The sequence below is a fragment of the Iodidimonas gelatinilytica genome, assembly GCF_008579125.1.
GTDB classification, from domain to species: domain Bacteria; phylum Pseudomonadota; class Alphaproteobacteria; order Sphingomonadales; family Rhodothalassiaceae; genus Iodidimonas; species Iodidimonas muriae.
In genome coordinates this window covers 111304-129817 of sequence record NZ_BKCL01000003.1, presented here as the reverse complement: position 1 = coordinate 129817, position 18514 = coordinate 111304, and the positions used below count along the sequence as shown (strand labels likewise).

Below are 18514 nucleotides of genomic sequence, written 5' to 3'. Positions count from 1 at the left end.
CGTCCTGGATGATTTGTCCGAAACAACGCCCTATAGTCCGCCTATGCAAGATTTTCTTCTCAATCATGAAATGGCCGTGCGGGCCACCGCCTTTGTCTCTGTTTTCCTGATCGTGGCCTTGGCCGAGATTATTGCGCCACGCCGGAAAGGGGCCAATCGCCTCAAACGCTGGCCGCTCAATCTGGGCATGGTGGTGCTGGGCAGTCTGGCCATTCGGATGATTGTCCCGCTGATCGCCTTAGAAGCGGCCTTGCGCGCTGCCGATGCCGATATAGGCTTGTTCAATCTTGTGGATTTGCCCCGGTGGGTAGAACTGGTGGCCGCCATTTTGCTGTTGGATCTGGCCATCTATGCCCAGCATGTGGCCTTCCACCGCATCCCCCTTTTGTGGCGCATTCACCGCATGCACCATTCCGATCTGATGCTGGATGCCACTTCGGGCATTCGCTTCCACCCTTTTGAATTTGTGCTGTCCATGCTGATCAAGGTGGGGGTGGTGACGGCATTGGGGGCCGATGTGGTTGCAGTGATTGTGTTCGAAATCCTGTTGAATGCCACCGCCATGTTCAATCATGCAATCTGCACCTTCCCGAAAGACTTGACCGCATGGTGCGGAGAATTCTGGTAACGCCCGACTTTCATCTGGTGCACCATTCCACCCTGCGCCGCGACCATGATACCAATTACGGCTTCAACCTGCCTTGGTGGGATTATGCCTTTGGCACCTATAAAGCCCGCCCCGATAAAGCTGAAGGATATGCAGATCGGCCTTCCCCAATGGCGATCCCAAGACCAGCTTGGCCTTAAAACGCTTTTATGGACGCCCTTTTTGAGCAACAGCCCAAACAATAAAAAAGGCACCCCGCCGGCGCACGAACGCCAACACCCATAAAACCTATCGGGCATGGCACATTTGGCTTATGCTGTTACCGCTCGTGAAATGCTTTGGTGCATCACGCCGCTCTTTCCAGCTATCGGGGGCTTATTCCAATGATCGATTCTGTTATTTTCTATCCTGTTGCCGTTCTTGTCTTATGGACTTTGGCCATTCTGCTTATGGTTGGCCTTTCGCGTTTGGGGGCCGTGAAAAAGGGGCAGGTTCCCTTATCCTTTTATCGGCTATATCGCGGCGGGGAAGAGCCCGACAAGCTGGCGGCAATGGGCCGGCATTTCCACAATCTTCTGGAAGTACCGCCGCTTTTCTACCTCACCTGCATCATTGCCTATCTCACCCAATCGGTAAGCACCGTGATGATGATACTGGCCTGGGGATTTGTGGCTTCACGGCTTTTGCACAGCGCCATTCATCTTGGCGGAAACAAGGTGCAGGCCCGCTTTTCGGTGTTCCTGATCGGGGTGTTGATTGTGGTGGCCATGTGGGTGCTGATTTTGTTGCACCTCTAAAATCAAAGGCGAGGGCGCACGACCGAAAAGAACGACGTTTTCTTGACGTGCGGCCTTCGCCCCCCTAGGTATCTGGCCAAACCCCTAATGAATCCGGATAGCCATGTCTTTACGCCCGATTGTAACCTGTCTTGATCCCATATTGCGCGAGAAAAGCGCACCGGTAGAGCATGTGGACAGCGATCTCGATAAACTGATCGAAGATATGCTGGAAACCATGTATGACGCGCCGGGCATTGGCTTGGCAGCAATTCAGATTGGTCTTCCCCGGCAATTGCTGGTGGCTGATATTTCCGATGACGACGCGGTGCGCAGTCCGCATGTCCTGATCAATCCGAAAGTGGTTTGGACCTCGGACGAGCGCAATGTCTATAATGAAGGGTGTCTGTCCGTCCCCGAACATTATGCCGAAGTGGAACGCCCCGCCGCGTGCAAGGTGACCTTCATCAACCGTGACGGCAAGGAAGACAGCATTGATGCCGATGGCCTGCTGGCCACCTGTTTGCAACATGAAATCGACCATCTGAACGGCGTGTTGTTCATCGATTATCTGTCAAAGCTGAAGCGCGATATGATCATCCGAAAAGTGGCCAAGGCCAACCGCGATACGGAAATGGTATAAGGCGAGCCAAAACGCGCCCCATTATAAAAAGAGACATCCATGGCCGGTTTAAAACTCGCCTTTCTTGGCACGCCGGATTTTGCGGTGCCCACATTGGCCGTCTTGCTTGAGGCTGGCCACGATGTGCGGGCCGTTTATAGCCAGCCGCCCCGCCCTGCCGGACGCGGCCATAGCCTGCGCAAAAGCGCCGTACATGCATATGCCGAAGACGCCGGTCTGCCGGTCTTCACCCCCAAGCGGCTGAAAAAACCCGCAGAAATTGAACAATTTCGTGCCCTTGATCTGGATGCGGCGGTGGTGGTGGCCTATGGCCAAATCCTGTCCAAAGACATTCTCGATGCGCCGCGGCTGGGCTGTTTCAACGTACATGCGTCGCTTTTACCGCGCTGGCGTGGAGCAGCCCCCATTCACCGGGCCATCATGGCCGGCGATACGGAAACCGGCATCAGCATCATGCAAATGGATGAGGGGCTGGACACAGGACCGGTGCTTTTGATGAAACGCACCCCCATCAATGATGACGACACCACCTTGAGTTTGCATGACCGGCTGGCGTCTATGGGTGGCCCGATGATGGTGGAAGTGCTCGAAAAAGTGGCGCTGGGCACCATCAATGCCGCCGCCCAGCCGGAAACCGGCATCAGCTATGCCCATAAGATCGACAAGGCCGAAGCCGAAATCGATTGGTCGCAAGATGCCGCCATTCTGGCGCGCAAGGTGCGGGGGCTTTATCCCTTTCCCGGGGCCTATACATGGATCAAGGGCGAACGGGTGAAGCTTTTGGCAGCGCGCCTTATCCCGCAAGAAGATCCAAACGCCATACCCGGGACGGTTTTGGACGATCAATTGACCATTGCCTGCGGTAACAATGCCTTGCGCCTTGAACAGATACAACGGCCCGGACGCGCCGCCATGGATCGGGACACATTCTTGCGCGGCTTTCCCGTAACAGCCGGCCAGCTTCTTACGCCCCATAAAAGCGCGTGACTGTGATGCAACGGTTCAAGATCACCATCGAATATGATGGCCGGCCCTTTGTGGGCTGGCAAATGCAGAAAAACGGCCCCAGCGTTCAACAAGCCCTTACCGAAGCCATCGCCGCCTTCACCAATGAAGATGTTCTGGTTCAAGGGGCCGGGCGCACTGATGCCGGTGTCCATGCCACCGGACAAGTGGCCCATGTGGAAATCGAAAAACCCATGGCGGCGCATCAAGTACAGGGCGCGCTGAACCATCATCTGAAACCGCACCCCATTTCCGCCCTGAAGGTGGAAGCGGTGGAAGACAGCTTTCATGCGCGCTTTTCCGCCACCGGACGCGCCTATCGCTATCGCATCATCAACCGCCGGGCCCCTTTGAGCTTTGACAAGGGCCTTGCCTGGCATGTGGCGCGGCCTTTGGATGCACAGGCCATGCATGAAGCGGCCCAATATCTGGTGGGACGCCATGATTTCACCACCTTCCGCCATGTGGCCTGTCAGGCGAAATCACCGGTGAAAACGCTGGATCTTTTGATGGTGGAGCGGCAGGGCGAGGAAATTATCGTGCATGTGGCGGCCCGGTCTTTCCTGCACCATCAGGTGCGCTCTATGGTGGGCACATTGGAACTGGTGGGGGCGGGGAAATGGGCCCCGCAACAAGTGCAAGAGGCCCTTTTGGCCCAAGATCGCCGCGCTTTGGGCTTTAATGCTCCGCCCGACGGATTGTATCTGAGCCGCGTCCGCTATGACACACCATCCATGCCCCGCGATAAAACCACTGTCGGCTGATCGCGGTAACAACGCTCCACCGGATTCTTGAACCCCGCCTTTTCAGCAACCCGCAAAGACGCGCGATTGTCCGGGTGGATAAGGCACACCGCCCGCCTTGACCTGAAATGTGCATCCGCCCAATTTTGCGCTGCCGCCACCGCCTCGCTGGCATAGCCCTGCCCCTGCGCTTCAGGGATCAAGGCCCATCCCATCTCCGGCACATCCCCCAAAGGCGGGTCGATCTGGCGCTTGAAGTCCATAAACCCCACCTCCCCCACAAAACGTCCGGTGCGTTTTTCAATCACCGCCCAAAAGCCAAAACCCAGCAACGCCCAATGCCCGATATAGCGCAACAACCGGCCCCAACATTCTTCTTGTGAGGCAGGCGGCCCAATATGGCGCACCACCTGATCATCGGCCCACAAGGCGCATTCATCCTCAAAATCTTCAAGCTGATGAAGACGTAGGATCAAACGCCCGGTTTCAATGGTTCTGTCAAACATAGGGGCCTCGTTTCAAAAAGACTTCAGATCAAACATGGTAAATTTGTTTTTAAATGTTTCCATCCACTTGCCAAAGACACGACAAAATTTCTTCTTTCATGCCAGATTTTGTTTTCTATAATATCGCCTGTAACATTTTTATTCACTTGATCTCTTTCGCTTATAAAAAACAAGAATAACGCTATCTCTCTATTTTTATCTGTGTATTGTTTTGAAGGTCTATCCAAAAGCGCAACGAGGGGTCGGGCGCATGTCGGAGCAGCGATCACATACGCCATCAAAGGCGAAAAAGGCCGACAAAGATCGGGCAGCCCCCCATGCCATCCTGAACATTCTCGACACCGGCCACCGACCCGATGCCCGCGCCCGGCGTAGTCTGGCGGAATTTGTCGCCCAGATATATGCGCAAAACGGCCTCAGCGCGCCCGAACGGGAAGCGGCCATCGATGTGTTGCACCGCTTTGCCCATGATACCAGCCTGTCTGTGCGTCGGGCTTTGGCGCATTGCCTGGCCAATACGCCGGTGTTGCCCGCCTCGCTGGCCCGAAAACTGGCACAAGATGTGACTTCGGTTGCCGAGCCCATCCTGATAAATGCGCTGGCTCTAACCGATGAGGATCTGATCGCCATTATCATGCAACATGATGATCGCAAGCAAATGGCCATTGCCAAGCGTCCGGCCCTTACGCAGGCCGTCACCCATATGCTGATTTCACAGGGTACGAAACCAGTGGTGGAACAGGCGCTACAAAATAAAGGGGCGGCGCTTCATCCCGATGATGCCCAGCGGGCCGCCGATCGGTTCGGCCAAAGCGCCAAAGTTCTTTCTGCCATCGCCAAACGCCACGATCTACCCGCCAATCTTGCGATCGACATCATTTTACATGCCAGTATCGGTCTGGAAACCTTCATCAAAAAGCAGATCGACCTGCCCCCACCTTTCTTGGAAAATCTTGTGATACGTGCCCGCGATGAAGCGGTTTTGGGACGGCTTGATGCCCTGCCGGAAAAAACCCTTCTGACCATTCTTCGGCGCATAAATTCAAAAGGTCATCTGCGTGACAGCCTTGTCTTGCGTGCCGTGATTTTAGGGGACCGGGATTTATTGGAAGCGGCCTGTGCCGTGCGGGCAGAAATTGGCCTTGTTCCCGCACGGTTGCAGCTTTATCATCGCGGCCCCCATGCCCTGAACAAATTTCTGGATCAATGTGGTTTTTCCGCCATGCTGGAACAGGTGATTGCGCTTGCTGTTCCCACCTTAAGGCAAAGCATGGAAGGCGCACCCCTTGATACACAACAATATCAAGACGTTATCATAAGCCGTATCGTCGGAAACTTTCGCACCATTGCCCCCGGATCGCCGGAAACGGTGATTGCCCAGCTTTTGCGCCTTCCCGATTGATCGGCCGCCCCCGTCCAACGGGCTACCAGAACCGCTTGGTTCGGCCTTATACTTCGCATGGTATTCTGCCCTTGATGCCATGTGATCTGTTGCTTGTTCCGGTTTCTTTTGCTGTAGAAAGGCCAAACCATGAGCCTCAAGGATCTGTATCCCATAGACACCCCCGACCATCATGATGTGATGAACCGTTTTGCCACGCGCTTTGATTGGCGGTTCGATGATGGCCGGCAATCTCTTTTGGGCCTGTATGAAAAAGGCAAGCGCAAACAATGGAATGCCGTGGAGCGGATCGACTGGAGTCTGGAACTGGACCCGGAAAATCCGCAACAGCTTCCTCCGCAAGTCTTGCCCATCAACGATGCGCCCTGCTTTTTGAAACTAAGCCCGGCCCGCCAGATCGAGGTCCGGCGAAACCATCAGGCCTGGACCAATTCGCAATTCCTGCATGGTGAACAAGGGGCGCTTTTATGCGCCGCCAAAATTGTGCAAAGCGTCCCCGATCTGGACAGCAAATTCTATGCGGCAACGCAGGTGATGGATGAAGCCCGCCATGTAGAGGCTTATAAAAACCTGATGCACAAATTCGGCATTGCATGGCCCATGAGCAAGCCTTTGCAATCCTTGCTGGATCAAGTGCTGGAAGATGAACGCTGGGATATGACCTATCTGGGCATGCAGGTGGTGATCGAGGGTCTGGCGCTGGCGGCTTTTGCCATGGTGCGCGATCAGGCACAAAACCCGTTGGCCCAGCAGGTGAATGCCTATGTGATGGAAGATGAAGCCCGCCATGTGGCCTTTGGGCGGTTGGCCTTGCGCGATTATTATCCGCAATTGAGCGCAGCCGAACGCAGCGAACGCGAAGACTTCCTGATCGAAGCCTGTTATTTGATGCGCGACCGCTTTGAAGCCCGCGAGGTTTGGGAAACCATGGACCTGCCAGTGGAAGAATGTGTGAAGCATCTGCAAGAAAGCGGCACCATGCAACAATTCCGCAGCTTTCTATTCAGCCGCATCGTACCCATTGTGAAAGATATCGGCTTGTGGAGCGAAAAGGTACAGACCGCTTATCGTGACATGGGCGTGCTGTCTTTTGCCGATGTGGATATCGACGCGCTGCAAAAACGCGACGAAGACATTGCCGCCGAACTGGATGCCCGCCGCAAACATGTGGACACGACGATCCGCGCCGCCGGAGAATAAATGGCAACACGGATCGCTATGATTATAGCGCTTAGGCGGCTTTTGTTACCTTGGCCAAAATGTCCTGTGCCTCCCGAAACTGGGTCAAAGCCCGGCTGATATAGGCACAGGCTTCCTCGCCATAGCCATCGGTAGAGGCCGACCAGACACGGTTCAGATAACGCTCGCCGGCAGCAAAGCTCGACATTATCTGGGCATAAAAGCTCAACCCGTAAAGATGCGACAAGCTTTCCCGCGCCTCCACAAAGGCCAGAAGATGGCCGCGGAACCGCTGGTCCACCTCATGACGCAATTGATCGGTGGGCAGTGTTTCCTTAATGGCATCAAAGTCCTGCAGGCTGGAAACAATGGCACTCAGGCTGGAAACAAGTATGTCACGATTACCGTGCAACACATGACTGGCGCTGGCTTGTGCCTTGCGAGAGCGGCGCAGCAACACAACACCCAGCGCCCCCACCAGCAAAACCGGCACAAAGAAGGCCCACGTCACCAGCTCCTCGTCAAGCGAAGCCAGATAGGTGCCCGTTAAGAATGAGGCGGTGATTATAAGAAGAGCAATGCGATCAATGGTCATGGTTTGTCCCCTCACGCGCCAAGAATCATATAAGCGGCAAAGCCGACACCCACCAGCGCTTCGCCGACAATGAAGCCCGCAGCAATGGGGATTCCCACCTCTTCAGACCATGTTTTGCCTTTGCGACGATCGGTGATTTCCCGCAGCAATGTGCCCACCCCATAGGTGAGAACGATGGCGAAGGGCAGATAAAAGCCCAGACCCACCGTGATACCCAACCCACCTTGAGTGGCGGTCAACAACGCGCCCATCAGGGCTCCGGCAATATATTTATGCACCGGCACATCGCCGCCCAGAATACCATCCACCGTAGACGCCAAAGCGGTGGCTTGCGGCGCGGGCAATTCCGCCGAGCCCATGCCATAAGCTTCATGCAGGACGAAAATAAGCGCCATCACCACAATCGGCCCCAGCCATGCGCCCATGAACTGACCCAATTGCTGCATCCGCGGCGTGGCACCCACCAGATAACCGGTTTTCATATCCAGCATCAGATCCGTGGCCTGGCTCATGGCCACACAGGTGGCCGCCCCCACCATGATGGCGGCAACGATGGCATCGCCCCGTTCCAGATCCGCAACCACAATGATCAACAAAGTAACGGCGATCAGCGTCATGCCTGAAAGCGGCGACCAATTGGTGCGCCCAATGGCTTCCGATAGAATGATCCCCGCCATCCAGATCCATAATGTGCCCAAAACCCCCATCACAAGGCCGCGGCCAATGCCCACGGTTTCTACCGATGTGATGGCCATGAACACCAAAAGCACCGTGGCGCCGGCAATGGCGTAATATAAAAGTTTGATGGGCATTTCATCGGCACTGATGCCCGCTTTGGATTTCGCCGCATCCTGCATCGAGCGCACAGCGGACGCGATCAGCGGAAAGGCAAAAAACACCCCTGCAATGGCGCCGCCAATCAGCATGCCGATGCCCACAGGGCGGAACAACATAACCCGCAAGGATTCTGGATCGGTGATCCGCGCGCCATCGGCGGCAATGGGGAAAGCATCGGTCAGGTCCAGCATGGGTGCAATGACCCAATAGACCACCAGACCACCAATGATGAATGCCACACCGCCACGCCCGGAAATGAAGCCAACCCCCAATGTCAGCAACGACAAATACCAAACGCCGCTCATATAGCCGGGCATCCCGATCAACGCGCCCAGATCGAAATGGTCAACACCGGTCCCAAGAGAAATACCGTGCAAGATGGCCGCAACGGCCGCCGCCGCCAACAGCAGAACCGCTTTCCTGATGCCCGCCCCGGGGGCTTTCAGGATGGTCGCCACCGCTACCCCGCCGGGATAGGTGAGACGCTCGAAATCGATCATCTGCTTTCTGAGCGGAATGATGAAGCAATGCCGAGAAACGCCCCGGCTATACAGCCGAATGTCAGCAAAACCGGATCGAATTCGCTGCCCTGACCCAGAATGAAAATCGCCGGAACAGAGAACATCATCCCCGAGGACGCGCCGTTCACCGCACTGGCCACCGTTTGGGTGACATTGTTTTCAACAATGGACCGCCGCCCCAAAAGGCCGCGCAAAATACCAAAACCCAAAATGGCCGCCAATTCCGAGCCTTCAATGGAAAAGCCCAGCTTCAAAGACGCATAGCCAATGGATGCCGCGATAATGACACCCAAGAACCAGCCAACGATAATGGCGTGCCAACTTAATTCGGGATACGCCCGACCAACCGGACGCGCCTCTACCTGATGCGATGATGCCACAGCAATTTTCCCCAGCGCTTTTGCAATCTGCACTTATTTCGTGCTTAGCGGGGATCATGCGTCCACGTGAAGCCTGTGCAAGAAAAAGCGCGCCAATCTGTGGTCTTGCCGCATATAGGCCACATCTTATGCTCGATAAAATTGGAAAATTTCTGCTAATAACAACCCGAAAGGGTTATCGGCCTTGCACCGAAGCTGCCAGTCGCAGACACAACCGCGCCGTCAGGGTCTGCGCCGGTTGACCCGTGCTTTTACACATGAGTTCGGTTTCCAAAGCCAGATCCAAAGCCGCCTTCAAACGATTTTCAGGCCAACGCCGAACATCGCGCAAAAACCCGTCGCGTTCCTTGAAAAACACCGGTGGTGCCAATTTGGATGCCGCCTGCGCTGCATCCAGCCCCTGCGCCATATGGCCGCGCACCAGATGCAAACGCGTCAGGCGGCTTTGCAACACGCGTAAAATGGCGATGGGGTTTTCTCCGGTGATATAAGCCTTCTCGATCAGGCGATCGAGACGACCAACCTCGCCGCCGGTGACCGCTTCGGCAATTTGCGACAGGGTCATGGCCGCGCCATCGCCTACACAGGCCCGCGCATCCGCAAGGCTGAGCGTGCGATCTTCATCGGCCCCTTTATATAAAATCAGCTTGTCCAGCTCGTTTCGGGTGATCATACGATCGCTGCCCAAATGGCTGGCAAGCCATGTCACCGCATCGGGCGCCGGTCTTATCTTGGCCTCTTCCAAAGTGCGGTGCACAAGATCCAGAAGGTCGCGGCCCTCATCAGCATAACAGGCGATGGCCAAAAGATGCTTTTCGGCCTCGAACATCTTTCGCAGCTTCGACCCGGCACCCAACCCATCCGCCGTCACCAATAAAAGGCTATCGCCACCGGCGGACAGAGCCTCCGCAATCGAGGGCGCCATGCTATCGCTGGCCCCGTCCAGCCGCACCAGTCTGCGCCCGCCCGTCATGGAAAAGGCCGCCAGTTCATCGGCCAACAAGGATGGTGTGGCCTTTAACTGATCGCCTCCCAAGCGCACCACCCGGAACGGATCGGTGAGATCGGCCACCACCTGCTTGCCAATGGCTTCCGTGCGTTCGCGGATCAACCCTTCATCGGGGCCATATAACAAAACAGCCCGATAATGTGCGGGAAGTGCCCGGGTTGCCTCAAGACTTTGTCCCCTATTGGCCTTGACCATCGCGCTGTCCCCTAAGGTGCATCACGCCTGAAATAACGGGCCAGACGCGCCACCACTTTATCGACAAGCTGCGCCGCCGCCCGATCACGGGCATCGCGCTCCGCTGATAGATTGGCGAAATCCGATTGCACCACATCATAGGCCATCCACGCACTGAGATCATCGGAAAGCGCAATCTCGCCGCTTTCCAGATCCACCAGCACCATGCGGGCATCCAATTGCAAACGCTGGCGGGTGATCGCCCGGTCTTCACGAAAGGCATAGCCTTCAAAGCGCTCTTTCAATTCCATTTGCAGGCTATAACGCGGGGTGCCCGCTTCCCCGCGCGGTGTTAGGGTACTGACCAGATCATTGCGCAGCTTTTGCCCCACCCGATCACGCATGGGGGCCACATCGATGCCGGCAAAAGCCTCGGTCAAATCTTCAAACGCGGTCCCGGCTGCCGGTCCATTTGTGCCATAAATCGGCTGAAACCCGCAGCCAGCCAGCAAAAAGGCCAATAGCAGCGTGATCCGGGCACAAGAACGGGCCAAAAGCGGGGGACAGTGCATGATTTATACCACGATATTGACGATACGGTTGGGAACAACCACCACTTTACGCACGGTTTTGCCATCAATGGCCCGCATCACCTTATCCGATGCAAGGGCCACCGTTTCCACATCCTCACGCGGGGCATCTTTCGCCACAACAATGGTATCGCGCAATTTACCGCCCACCTGCACGCCCATGGTTACCGTATCATCCACAAGCATTGCGGCATCGGCCTGCGGCCAATCCGCCCCGGCAAGCAAAGTTTTATGACCCAAGCTCTGCCACAGCTCTTCCGCCAGATGCGGCATCATCGGCGAAACCAACCGCACCAGAATTTCCAATGCCTCGCGGTACACCGCCGGATTGATTTCCGGCACATCGCATCCGCCAATGGCATTGGCCAGCTCATAAAGCCGCGCAACCGCCCGGTTCAAATGCAAGCCTTCAATGTCTGCGGTAACCCCGGCAATGGCTTTGTGCACCACCCGGCGCAGGGCAAGGCTGTCTTCAGACACGGGATCGGCAATCGCGGTCCCCGGTGCCACCAGCGACCCCTGTGCGCCCGAAACCAGCCGCCACAAGCGCTGCGTAAAGCGCCATGCCCCTTCAATGCCGGTTTCCGTCCACACCAGATCCCGTTCTGGCGGACTGTCGGACAGCACAAACCAGCGGGCCGTATCGGCCCCATATTGATCGATGATATCGTCGGGATCGACCACATTGCGCTTGGATTTGCTCATTTTCTCGACACGGCCCGCTTCCACCGCAGCGCCGGTGTCTGATCGCATCAGGGCCCCATTGTCCCGTTCACGCACAAGGCTTGGAAAGACCCATTTGCCGTCTTCATCGCGGTAGGTCATGTGATTGACCATGCCTTGGGTGAACAGCCCGTCGAACGGCTCTTTCAAGGACACATGCCCGCAATGCTGCAAAGCCCGCGTGAAAAAACGCGCATAAAGAAGATGCAGGATCGCGTGCTCCACCCCACCGGTATATTGATCCACCGGCAGCCAATAATTGGCCGCATCCATATCGATGGGCTGGCTGCTATCGGGGGCGGTAAAGCGAATGAAATACCAGCTGCTGTCCACAAAGGTATCCAGCGTATCGGTTTCACGCAGCGCCGGCTTTTTGCATGACGGGCAGGATGTGTGCTTCCAGTCCGGATGATGATCCAAAGGATTGCCCGGCTTATCGAAGGAAATATCTTCGGGCAATGTCAGCGGCAATTGCTCACGTGGGACCGGCACCGTGCCACAGGACTCACAATGAACGATGGGGATCGGCGTTCCCCAATAGCGCTGGCGGGAAACACCCCAATCGCGCAGGCGGAAGGTGATGGAGCGTTTTCCCCAGCCCTCGGCCTCGGCCCGGTCGATCACCCGGGTTTTGGCCTCTTCCACGCTCAAGCCATCGAGAAAATCCGAATGTGCCAAACGGCCCGGCCCCACATAGGCGTCCTCTTCAACGGAAAAATCCGCCACCGGCACATCTTGCGGCACCACAACAGGCTGCACCCGCAGATCATATTTGCGCGCGAAATCCAGATCGCGCTGATCATGGGCCGGACAGCCAAACACCGCCCCGGTGCCATAATCCATCAAAACGAAATTGGCCACATAGACCGGCAATTCCAGTGTGTCATCAAAAGGATGACGAACCGTAAGACCGGTATTGAAGCCTTTTTTCTCCGCCTTTTCCAACGCCTCTTGCGAGGTGCCCATGCGGCGACACTCCGCGATGAACGCCGTCAGCTCGGCATTGTCTTCCGCCAAACGGGCCGCCAAAGGATGGTCAGCGGCAATGGCACAGAAGCTGGCACCGAAAATCGTATCGGGGCGGGTGGTATACACCTCGATTCCCTCATCATGGCCGGTAATCTGGAAGGTAAAGCGCAAGCCTTCGGAGCGCCCGATCCAGTTTTCCTGCATCAGCCGCACTTTTTCCGGCCAGCGTTCCAGCAATTTCAAGCCATCGAGCAAATCATCGGCAAATTCGGTGATCTTCAAAAACCATTGCGACAATTTCCGCCGCTCCACCGGCGCACCGGAGCGCCAGCCACAGCCGTCGATCACTTGCTCATTGGCCAGAACCGTATTGTCCACCGGGTCCCAATTCACCCAGGATTCCCGGCGGTAAACGAGGCCCGCTTCCAGAAAATCAAGGAACAGTGCCTGTTCATGGCCATAATAGTCGGGGTCGCATGTGGCAATTTCGCGCGACCAGTCAATGGCCAGCCCCACCTGCTTTAGTTGGGTGCGCATGGCGGCGATATTGTCATAGGTCCAGTCGGCGGGATGCGTGCCTTTTTCCATGGCGGCATTTTCCGCCGGCATGCCGAAAGCATCCCAGCCCATGGGGTGCAACACATTGAAACCGCGTGCCATGTAAAAGCGGGTCAACACATCACCGATGGTGTAATTGCGCACATGCCCCATATGGATGCGCCCCGATGGATAAGGGAACATCTCAAGCACATAATATTTCGGCTTTGTGCTCGTATTTTCCGCACGGAAAATGCCGGCCTCGTCCCATTGACGCTGCCATTTCATTTCAGTTGCCCGGGGGTTGTAACGCGACATGATGGTTCCTGAATACTAAGCTGAAGACTTGACCTGAAAACTGGCCTGAAAACTAGCCTGGCTGCGGGCCTAAGGGCGAATCTGGCGGCCAGCCCGCTCTCTCATCCTTTGCATCGGCCCGACCTCGAACAAGGTCGGGTAATGGCTCGGTCTGCCTTGAGGATCTTTGGTTAAAGGGTCACTGATCCAGTGAATCGATACGAAGCTGCCGGGCGCGCGCCAGAATGGCATCTTCGATCTTCAGTTCGGTTCCTGCCCGCAAAGGCTGGTTGGTCCAAATCCCCGTAGAATTGCGAAGCTGGCGCACCACGGTCACTTTCAGCGTATCGGCGCGCAATTGGCTGCCCAAAATAAACACCGACACCTTCATCCGCTCATCCGGGGTATCGGGATGCACATACCAATCACTGATCAAGGCCCCGGCACGAGCGTCCACATCAATCATCGGCATGAAGGACAGCGTATCCAGAGACGCGCGCCATAAATAACCGTTCACCCCCGATTCCGTGGGTTCGATACGCACGCGATCCTTATCGCCGGATCCGCAAGCAGATAGCTAAGCGCCGAAACGACAAGGCCAATTACCGCCACAAGACGTGTGAATGTCATGAAGATCCTTTTCGCTCTATTACTCCGGCCATCATCGCCGGAAAACCACCGAACTCGGCTATATACCCAGCTTATCGGCGCTTGACCAGAGGCGAGACATGAAGAACCGTCCAGATCATGACGGACATCCCCCTTCCCGACGCTTTCCTCTTGGCCCAAGTGCAGATAGGCAACAGGTTGAAAGGAAATGCGCAAGCCGACTGGATTCCTTGATAAGGGAATGGTAATCTGATCGGGCACTTACTATATGAATGTGCATTCAAGGGGGGATCTCAGACCATCGGTTTTCCGAGCATCCCCTCCATTCGTAACCAGCAGCGTAGACAATAACAGCCCAAGAGCAACAGACCCGTGCAGAAAACGTTTTTGAAAGGATTGGCGGCAACGGCCCTTTGTCTTGCATTCACAACCTCTGTGAACGCAGCCGATGCCCCTCGTTTCAAATCCAGCGGATTTTTGCAATCCCTTGACCTGTTTACCGATCAAAGCGCGTATTTGAATGCCGAAGAAGAGCGCGCGGCCCGGCTGAAGATCGATTTCGCCTTCCGCAGTGAACAAGCCAGCGAAGAACCCGGCTTTTTATATCTGCGTGATGAAGACGATGATGCCGATATGCCGCCGATCCCTGTTTCACGGCCCATCACCAATTTCACACCGCGAATCAGCGCCCTTGGTGGCCTTGATCGCGGCATTGATGCCGGCGGACAGGCGCGAATCCTCAGCAGTTTCACACCCCGTTATGCCACATCGGAAATGACCCTGAGCTTTGCACCGCAAAAAACCAGCGATGTGCAGGATCGTGTCAATCTGGCCCTTCGGTCGGAATTTTTGGTGGAACAGTCCCCGACCTCCTCGGCATTCGCGCCTTATGACCAGCTAAGCCCCTATGATCGCCAGTCGGTAAATGTGGGGCTGTCTGTCGGATATCTGGGCTTTGTGGTGGGCGCCACCATAACCCGCGAAACCGGCGGGCTTTTGGATGATATCGAAGGCTTCGATGTTGGCTTTGGCTATGAATGGTCGGCCTTTTCCACCCAGATTTCCGTTGGCGAATATAACCGCACAGACGCACAAAACGGCCTTGTCGGGCTGGACAACCAGTTCCACAAGCTGGAATTGGGGGCCGCTTATGCGGTTTCAGAGCGGCTGCGCGTGTCTGGCGGGGTGCGGCTGTTCGATTATGGCAATCGCTTCAGCCTGGACCCCGACTCGGCGGACCGCTCTGGCCTGCTTTATCTGGCACCCGCCTCAATTTCTAAAAATGGCCAAGAAGCGCCCTACGGGACAGCGGATCGGCAAAGCCTGAAATCGCCGCACATCCTGCAAGACCGGGCGGCAATCGGCGCATGGTCTGGCTATTGAGCCCGCCCAAAGCATAAACCGGAATATTCGTTGCCTCCATAAGGCGGGCCAGCCGGTGCGGACCAAGGGACACGGCCTGTGGATGGCTGGATGTGGAAAACACAGGCGACACAAAGGCCGCATCCACCCCCAGAAAGGCCGCATGCCGTAAAGCGGTGCGATCATGCGCCGCAGCGGTCAGAATTGCACCCGGCCCGCAGGTCGCCCGCAACCGTCCAATCTGTGTACGCCCCATCCGCAACAGGTGCCATTGCGGCAGATGCAGCCCTTGCGCCCTTATTTTTTGGGCCAGGGCCGCATCCCCTGCCACCAACAGAAACAGGCCGTGCATGCGGGCCATATTGGCCATCTTTTGGGCAAATGCCGCCCGGTCCCCGGCATCATAATCTCGCAAAACCACGCCACTTCCCCGACGCAAATGCGGTAAAATGGCCAAGGGATCACGCCCCGCGCCCCGATCGGCGAGAAAAAAGCACGGCGGCGCCCTCTTGACCAAAGGCCGGATGTGTTTCACCTGAGACTCCATACAGACAAACAGGACCGCAACAGATGACCGAACCCTATCGCCCCGAGGCACTGGCTGGCAATCTTGCCCATATTTCCAAAAGCATCGATGCCGCCATGACAGAGCATGGCCTTGAAACGCCGCGCCCGCAGGTGATTGCCGTTTCCAAACGGTTTCATGCCGACCATATCCGTCCCTTGCTGGAGGCCGGCCACCATGTATTCGGGGAAAACCGGGTTCAAGAAGCCCAAGAAAAATGGCCGGCCCTGAAAGCGGAATTTCCCAAAACCGAACTGCATCTGATCGGCCAATTGCAAAGCAACAAAGCCGAAGAAGCGGTGGCCTTGTTCGATGTTATCCAAACCGTCGATCGCCCGAAACTGGCGCGAAAACTGAAAGATGCCGTGGACAAGCTGGATCGCCATCCGACATTTTTCCTTCAAGTGAATACCGGCAACGAACCACAAAAAGGCGGCGCCGCACTTCATGATCTGGCGGACCTTCTGGCCTATTGCCGCGATGAACTGGCCCTCGATATCGCCGGATTGATGTGTATTCCCCCCGCCGATGACGATCCCGCCCTGCACTTTGCCTTGCTCAACAAATTGGCGCGCCGCCACGGGCTGGCCAAATTGTCTATGGGTATGAGCGCCGATTATGAGATTGCCGCCGTCATGGGGGCGACTTATGTGCGGGTAGGCACCGCCATTTTCGGCACACGCCCCTCCTGATACATCCCGGCTCATCGGTCGTTATCAAGACCAATATCAATCACCGATGCGGCGGTCAGCCTGGCCGCCAAGGCCAGCAGATCATCGGGGCGCAACGCCACGCATCCCATGGTGTGGGATAGCTGGTCGTCGGTCATGTGCAGAAAAATCGCGCTGCCCCGGCCCAGCACCACCGGCAAACGGTTAAAGCCGATCACCAGCAACAAATCATACCGGCTATCATCGCGCATCAACCGTTCATGGCTTTCGGGAAAGGGCCGCGTCACCAGTTGATTATACTGCGGACTATGGGGCGCATCGCACCAGCCCATCGCCTCGTTTGTGGGATGAAGATCAAGGGCACAGCGGGGCCGGGCCATCCGGTCCGCACGGTAAAACCCGCTCTCCAGCCGATAGCGGCCCGCAGGCGTTGCCCGGTCGCCTTCCTGCGCTTTGGACGCCGCCACAATCCCCGCCGAGCCAAGGGCACAGGGAAAGTCCATGCCCCGATAGCGCAACACGCCGCGCGGTTCATGGGCGGGAGCGCGCACAAAAATCACATCATCACTCATAGAAAATGACCGGTTTTGTCGCGCTTGGTGGCCAGATAATGGGCATTATGCTCGTTGGAAGGAAAGCGGTGTTCCACCCGTTCCACCACCTTGATACCTTCCCGTTCCAATCCGGCGACTTTTTCGGGATTGTTGGTCAACAACCGGATGCGGAGAAACCCGAGAGCCTTGAGCATGGCCGCCGCCGGACCAAATTCCCGTTCATCGATGGCAAATCCAAGACGCAGATTGGCATCCACCGTATCATGCCCTTGATCTTGCAAGGCATAGGCCTTGAGCTTGGCCACAAGCCCGATGCCCCGACCTTCCTGCGCCAGATAAAGCACAATACCGCCGCCCGCCTGTTCGATGGTTTCAAGCGCTCCGGTGAACTGATTGCCACAATCGCATTTCAACGAGCCAAGGGCATCACCGGTAAAACATTCCGAATGGAGCCGCACCAACACCGCATCCGATGGCGCGGGAGAGCCCACCAGAATAGCGAAATGTTCGGTGCCGCCACTTTCCGGACGAAAGGCGACAATGCGGCTGTTGGGAGCGCCCTTCATGGGCAGTTTCGCATCGGCCACCACCATCAGACCGCCCGTTTGCGCCTGTATATGGGCTTTGATCTGCGGCACAGACACCAGCAACAACCCGTGATGACGCGCCATATCTTGCGGCACATCCGCGCAAAGATCGACACTCACCGCGGCGGGCAATAAATGGGCGATTTTCAAAAGAGCCAAGGCCGCTTCATCAAGCGCCGCCTGCTCTGTCGTCGCCTCTTGTACTTGGAACGGTCCCTTCATTGGCGCCGATAAATCCGCCGTAGGGTCTGCAAGGGCGCGAATGCCGAAGCTGTCCTTGGGGCAGGACAGGCGCACCGCATCACGGCCCTTATGATGAATTTTCAACACGGCGGCCCGTTCACGGCTGATCAGCACCTGCGGCTTTCCAAGCATGGAAAGGCGCTCCAACCGCCAAGCATCGGCCAATTCCGCAGGCAAAACCATAAGGCTGTGCCCGCCCGGCCCGTCATGGGTGGCGATCACAACCGGCAAGCCGCGACGCAAATCATCTGCGGCTCTTATAATCACAATGTCGTCACGCAGATGTGTCTGTAAATAGGCAGGGCTTGTCGCCATCTCCGGCTCACTCTGGTTTCAATGGATACTGTATGCCATAGATAACGGGTCGTGTACCGATTGGCACCCCGATCATATGAGTTTTTGCGAAGCCTTTAAGGAAAGATGCAATCGC

At 56.4% G+C, this 18514-nt stretch carries 19 protein-coding genes and 1 pseudogene; 10 read left to right on the top strand and 10 right to left on the bottom strand.

Going from position 1 to position 18514, the window contains the following annotated elements; all coding sequences use genetic code 11:
- Positions 1-13: 13 nt before the first annotated feature.
- The 6 genes from JCM17844_RS05385 to truA all read left to right on the top strand — a co-directional run bounded on the left by JCM17844_RS05385 (position 14) and on the right by truA (position 3795).
- Positions 14-628, top strand: a complete 615-nt coding sequence (locus tag JCM17844_RS05385) for a sterol desaturase family protein (RefSeq protein WP_210431423.1) — start codon at positions 14-16, stop codon at positions 626-628.
- On the top strand, positions 607-807 hold the full coding sequence (locus tag JCM17844_RS14515) for a sterol desaturase family protein (RefSeq protein WP_210431422.1): 201 nt from the start codon (positions 607-609) through the stop codon (positions 805-807). Before JCM17844_RS05385 ends, JCM17844_RS14515 begins: the two co-directional genes overlap by 22 nt.
- Positions 808-990: 183 nt before the next feature.
- The gene (locus tag JCM17844_RS05380; protein ID WP_150000010.1) at positions 991-1404 is read left to right on the top strand and encodes an MAPEG family protein; all 414 of its coding nucleotides are present in this window, start codon (positions 991-993) and stop codon (positions 1402-1404) included.
- A 103-nt stretch (positions 1405-1507) separates the two neighbouring features.
- A complete protein-coding gene (def, locus tag JCM17844_RS05375; RefSeq protein WP_150000009.1) occupies positions 1508-2026 on the top strand; it encodes a peptide deformylase in 519 nt (172 codons plus the stop codon).
- Positions 2027-2065: 39 nt separating this feature from the next.
- Positions 2066-3013, top strand: a complete 948-nt coding sequence (gene fmt, locus JCM17844_RS05370; RefSeq protein ID WP_150000008.1) for a methionyl-tRNA formyltransferase — start codon at positions 2066-2068, stop codon at positions 3011-3013.
- Between the two features lie 5 nt (positions 3014-3018).
- Complete coding sequence (truA, locus tag JCM17844_RS05365) at positions 3019-3795, top strand: tRNA pseudouridine(38-40) synthase TruA (RefSeq protein ID WP_150000180.1); 777 nt, start codon at positions 3019-3021, stop codon at positions 3793-3795.
- Here truA and JCM17844_RS05360 read toward each other — a convergent pair.
- Positions 3750-4280 (bottom strand): GNAT family N-acetyltransferase, encoded by a 531-nt coding sequence (locus JCM17844_RS05360; protein WP_150000007.1) that lies wholly within the window; start codon positions 4278-4280, stop codon positions 3750-3752. The genes truA and JCM17844_RS05360 overlap by 46 nt on opposite strands.
- A gap of 250 nt (positions 4281-4530) precedes the next feature.
- Here JCM17844_RS05360 and JCM17844_RS05355 point away from each other — a divergent pair, with 250 nt between their 5' ends.
- Positions 4531-5682, top strand: a complete 1152-nt coding sequence (locus tag JCM17844_RS05355) for a DUF2336 domain-containing protein (protein ID WP_150000006.1) — start codon at positions 4531-4533, stop codon at positions 5680-5682.
- Positions 5683-5811: 129 nt separating this feature from the next.
- Positions 5812-6882 carry a diiron oxygenase gene (locus tag JCM17844_RS05350; protein WP_150000005.1) on the top strand — a complete coding sequence of 357 codons (1071 nt, stop codon included), beginning with the start codon at positions 5812-5814 and terminating at the stop codon, positions 6880-6882.
- A gap of 31 nt (positions 6883-6913) precedes the next feature.
- Here the strand turns inward: JCM17844_RS05350 and JCM17844_RS05345 are convergent, their stop codons facing one another.
- The 6 genes and pseudogenes from JCM17844_RS05345 to JCM17844_RS05320 all read right to left on the bottom strand — a co-directional run bounded on the left by JCM17844_RS05345 (position 6914) and on the right by JCM17844_RS05320 (position 14037).
- On the bottom strand, positions 6914-7456 hold the full coding sequence (locus tag JCM17844_RS05345; RefSeq protein ID WP_150000004.1) for a hypothetical protein: 543 nt from the start codon (positions 7454-7456) through the stop codon (positions 6914-6916).
- An 11-nt stretch (positions 7457-7467) separates the two neighbouring features.
- Positions 7468-9194 (bottom strand): annotated as a pseudogene (locus tag JCM17844_RS05340) (OPT family oligopeptide transporter).
- A gap of 175 nt (positions 9195-9369) precedes the next feature.
- The gene (gene holA, locus JCM17844_RS05335; protein ID WP_150000003.1) at positions 9370-10398 is read right to left on the bottom strand and encodes a DNA polymerase III subunit delta; all 1029 of its coding nucleotides are present in this window, start codon (positions 10396-10398) and stop codon (positions 9370-9372) included.
- An 11-nt stretch (positions 10399-10409) separates the two neighbouring features.
- A complete protein-coding gene (gene lptE, locus JCM17844_RS05330; RefSeq protein ID WP_150000002.1) occupies positions 10410-10949 on the bottom strand; it encodes an LPS assembly lipoprotein LptE in 540 nt (179 codons plus the stop codon).
- Positions 10950-10952: 3 nt separating this feature from the next.
- Entirely contained in the window at positions 10953-13514 is a 2562-nt protein-coding gene (leuS, locus tag JCM17844_RS05325) for a leucine--tRNA ligase (RefSeq protein WP_150000001.1), read from the bottom strand.
- Between the two features lie 178 nt (positions 13515-13692).
- A complete protein-coding gene (locus tag JCM17844_RS05320; RefSeq protein ID WP_210431419.1) occupies positions 13693-14037 on the bottom strand; it encodes a DUF3576 domain-containing protein in 345 nt (114 codons plus the stop codon).
- A 437-nt stretch (positions 14038-14474) separates the two neighbouring features.
- Here JCM17844_RS05320 and JCM17844_RS05315 point away from each other — a divergent pair, with 437 nt between their 5' ends.
- Complete coding sequence (locus JCM17844_RS05315; RefSeq protein ID WP_150000000.1) at positions 14475-15485, top strand: porin; 1011 nt, start codon at positions 14475-14477, stop codon at positions 15483-15485.
- Here the strand turns inward: JCM17844_RS05315 and JCM17844_RS05310 are convergent.
- Positions 15379-15999, bottom strand: coding sequence for a thiamine phosphate synthase (locus tag JCM17844_RS05310; RefSeq protein WP_210431418.1), 621 nt, complete (start codon positions 15997-15999; stop codon positions 15379-15381). The two genes, JCM17844_RS05315 and JCM17844_RS05310, sit on opposite strands and share 107 nt — an antisense overlap.
- A 35-nt stretch (positions 16000-16034) precedes the next feature.
- Here JCM17844_RS05310 and JCM17844_RS05305 point away from each other — a divergent pair, with 35 nt between their 5' ends.
- A complete protein-coding gene (locus tag JCM17844_RS05305; RefSeq protein ID WP_149999998.1) occupies positions 16035-16721 on the top strand; it encodes a YggS family pyridoxal phosphate-dependent enzyme in 687 nt (228 codons plus the stop codon).
- Positions 16722-16732: 11 nt separating this feature from the next.
- Here JCM17844_RS05305 and JCM17844_RS05300 read toward each other — a convergent pair whose 3' ends face one another.
- Together JCM17844_RS05300 and ribA are read right to left on the bottom strand one after the other, a co-directional pair.
- Positions 16733-17272 carry a L,D-transpeptidase family protein gene (locus JCM17844_RS05300; protein ID WP_149999997.1) on the bottom strand — a complete coding sequence of 180 codons (540 nt, stop codon included), beginning with the start codon at positions 17270-17272 and terminating at the stop codon, positions 16733-16735.
- Complete coding sequence (gene ribA / locus JCM17844_RS05295) at positions 17269-18399, bottom strand: GTP cyclohydrolase II (protein WP_149999996.1); 1131 nt, start codon at positions 18397-18399, stop codon at positions 17269-17271. Before ribA ends, JCM17844_RS05300 begins: the two co-directional genes overlap by 4 nt.
- Positions 18400-18514: the final 115 nt, after the last annotated feature.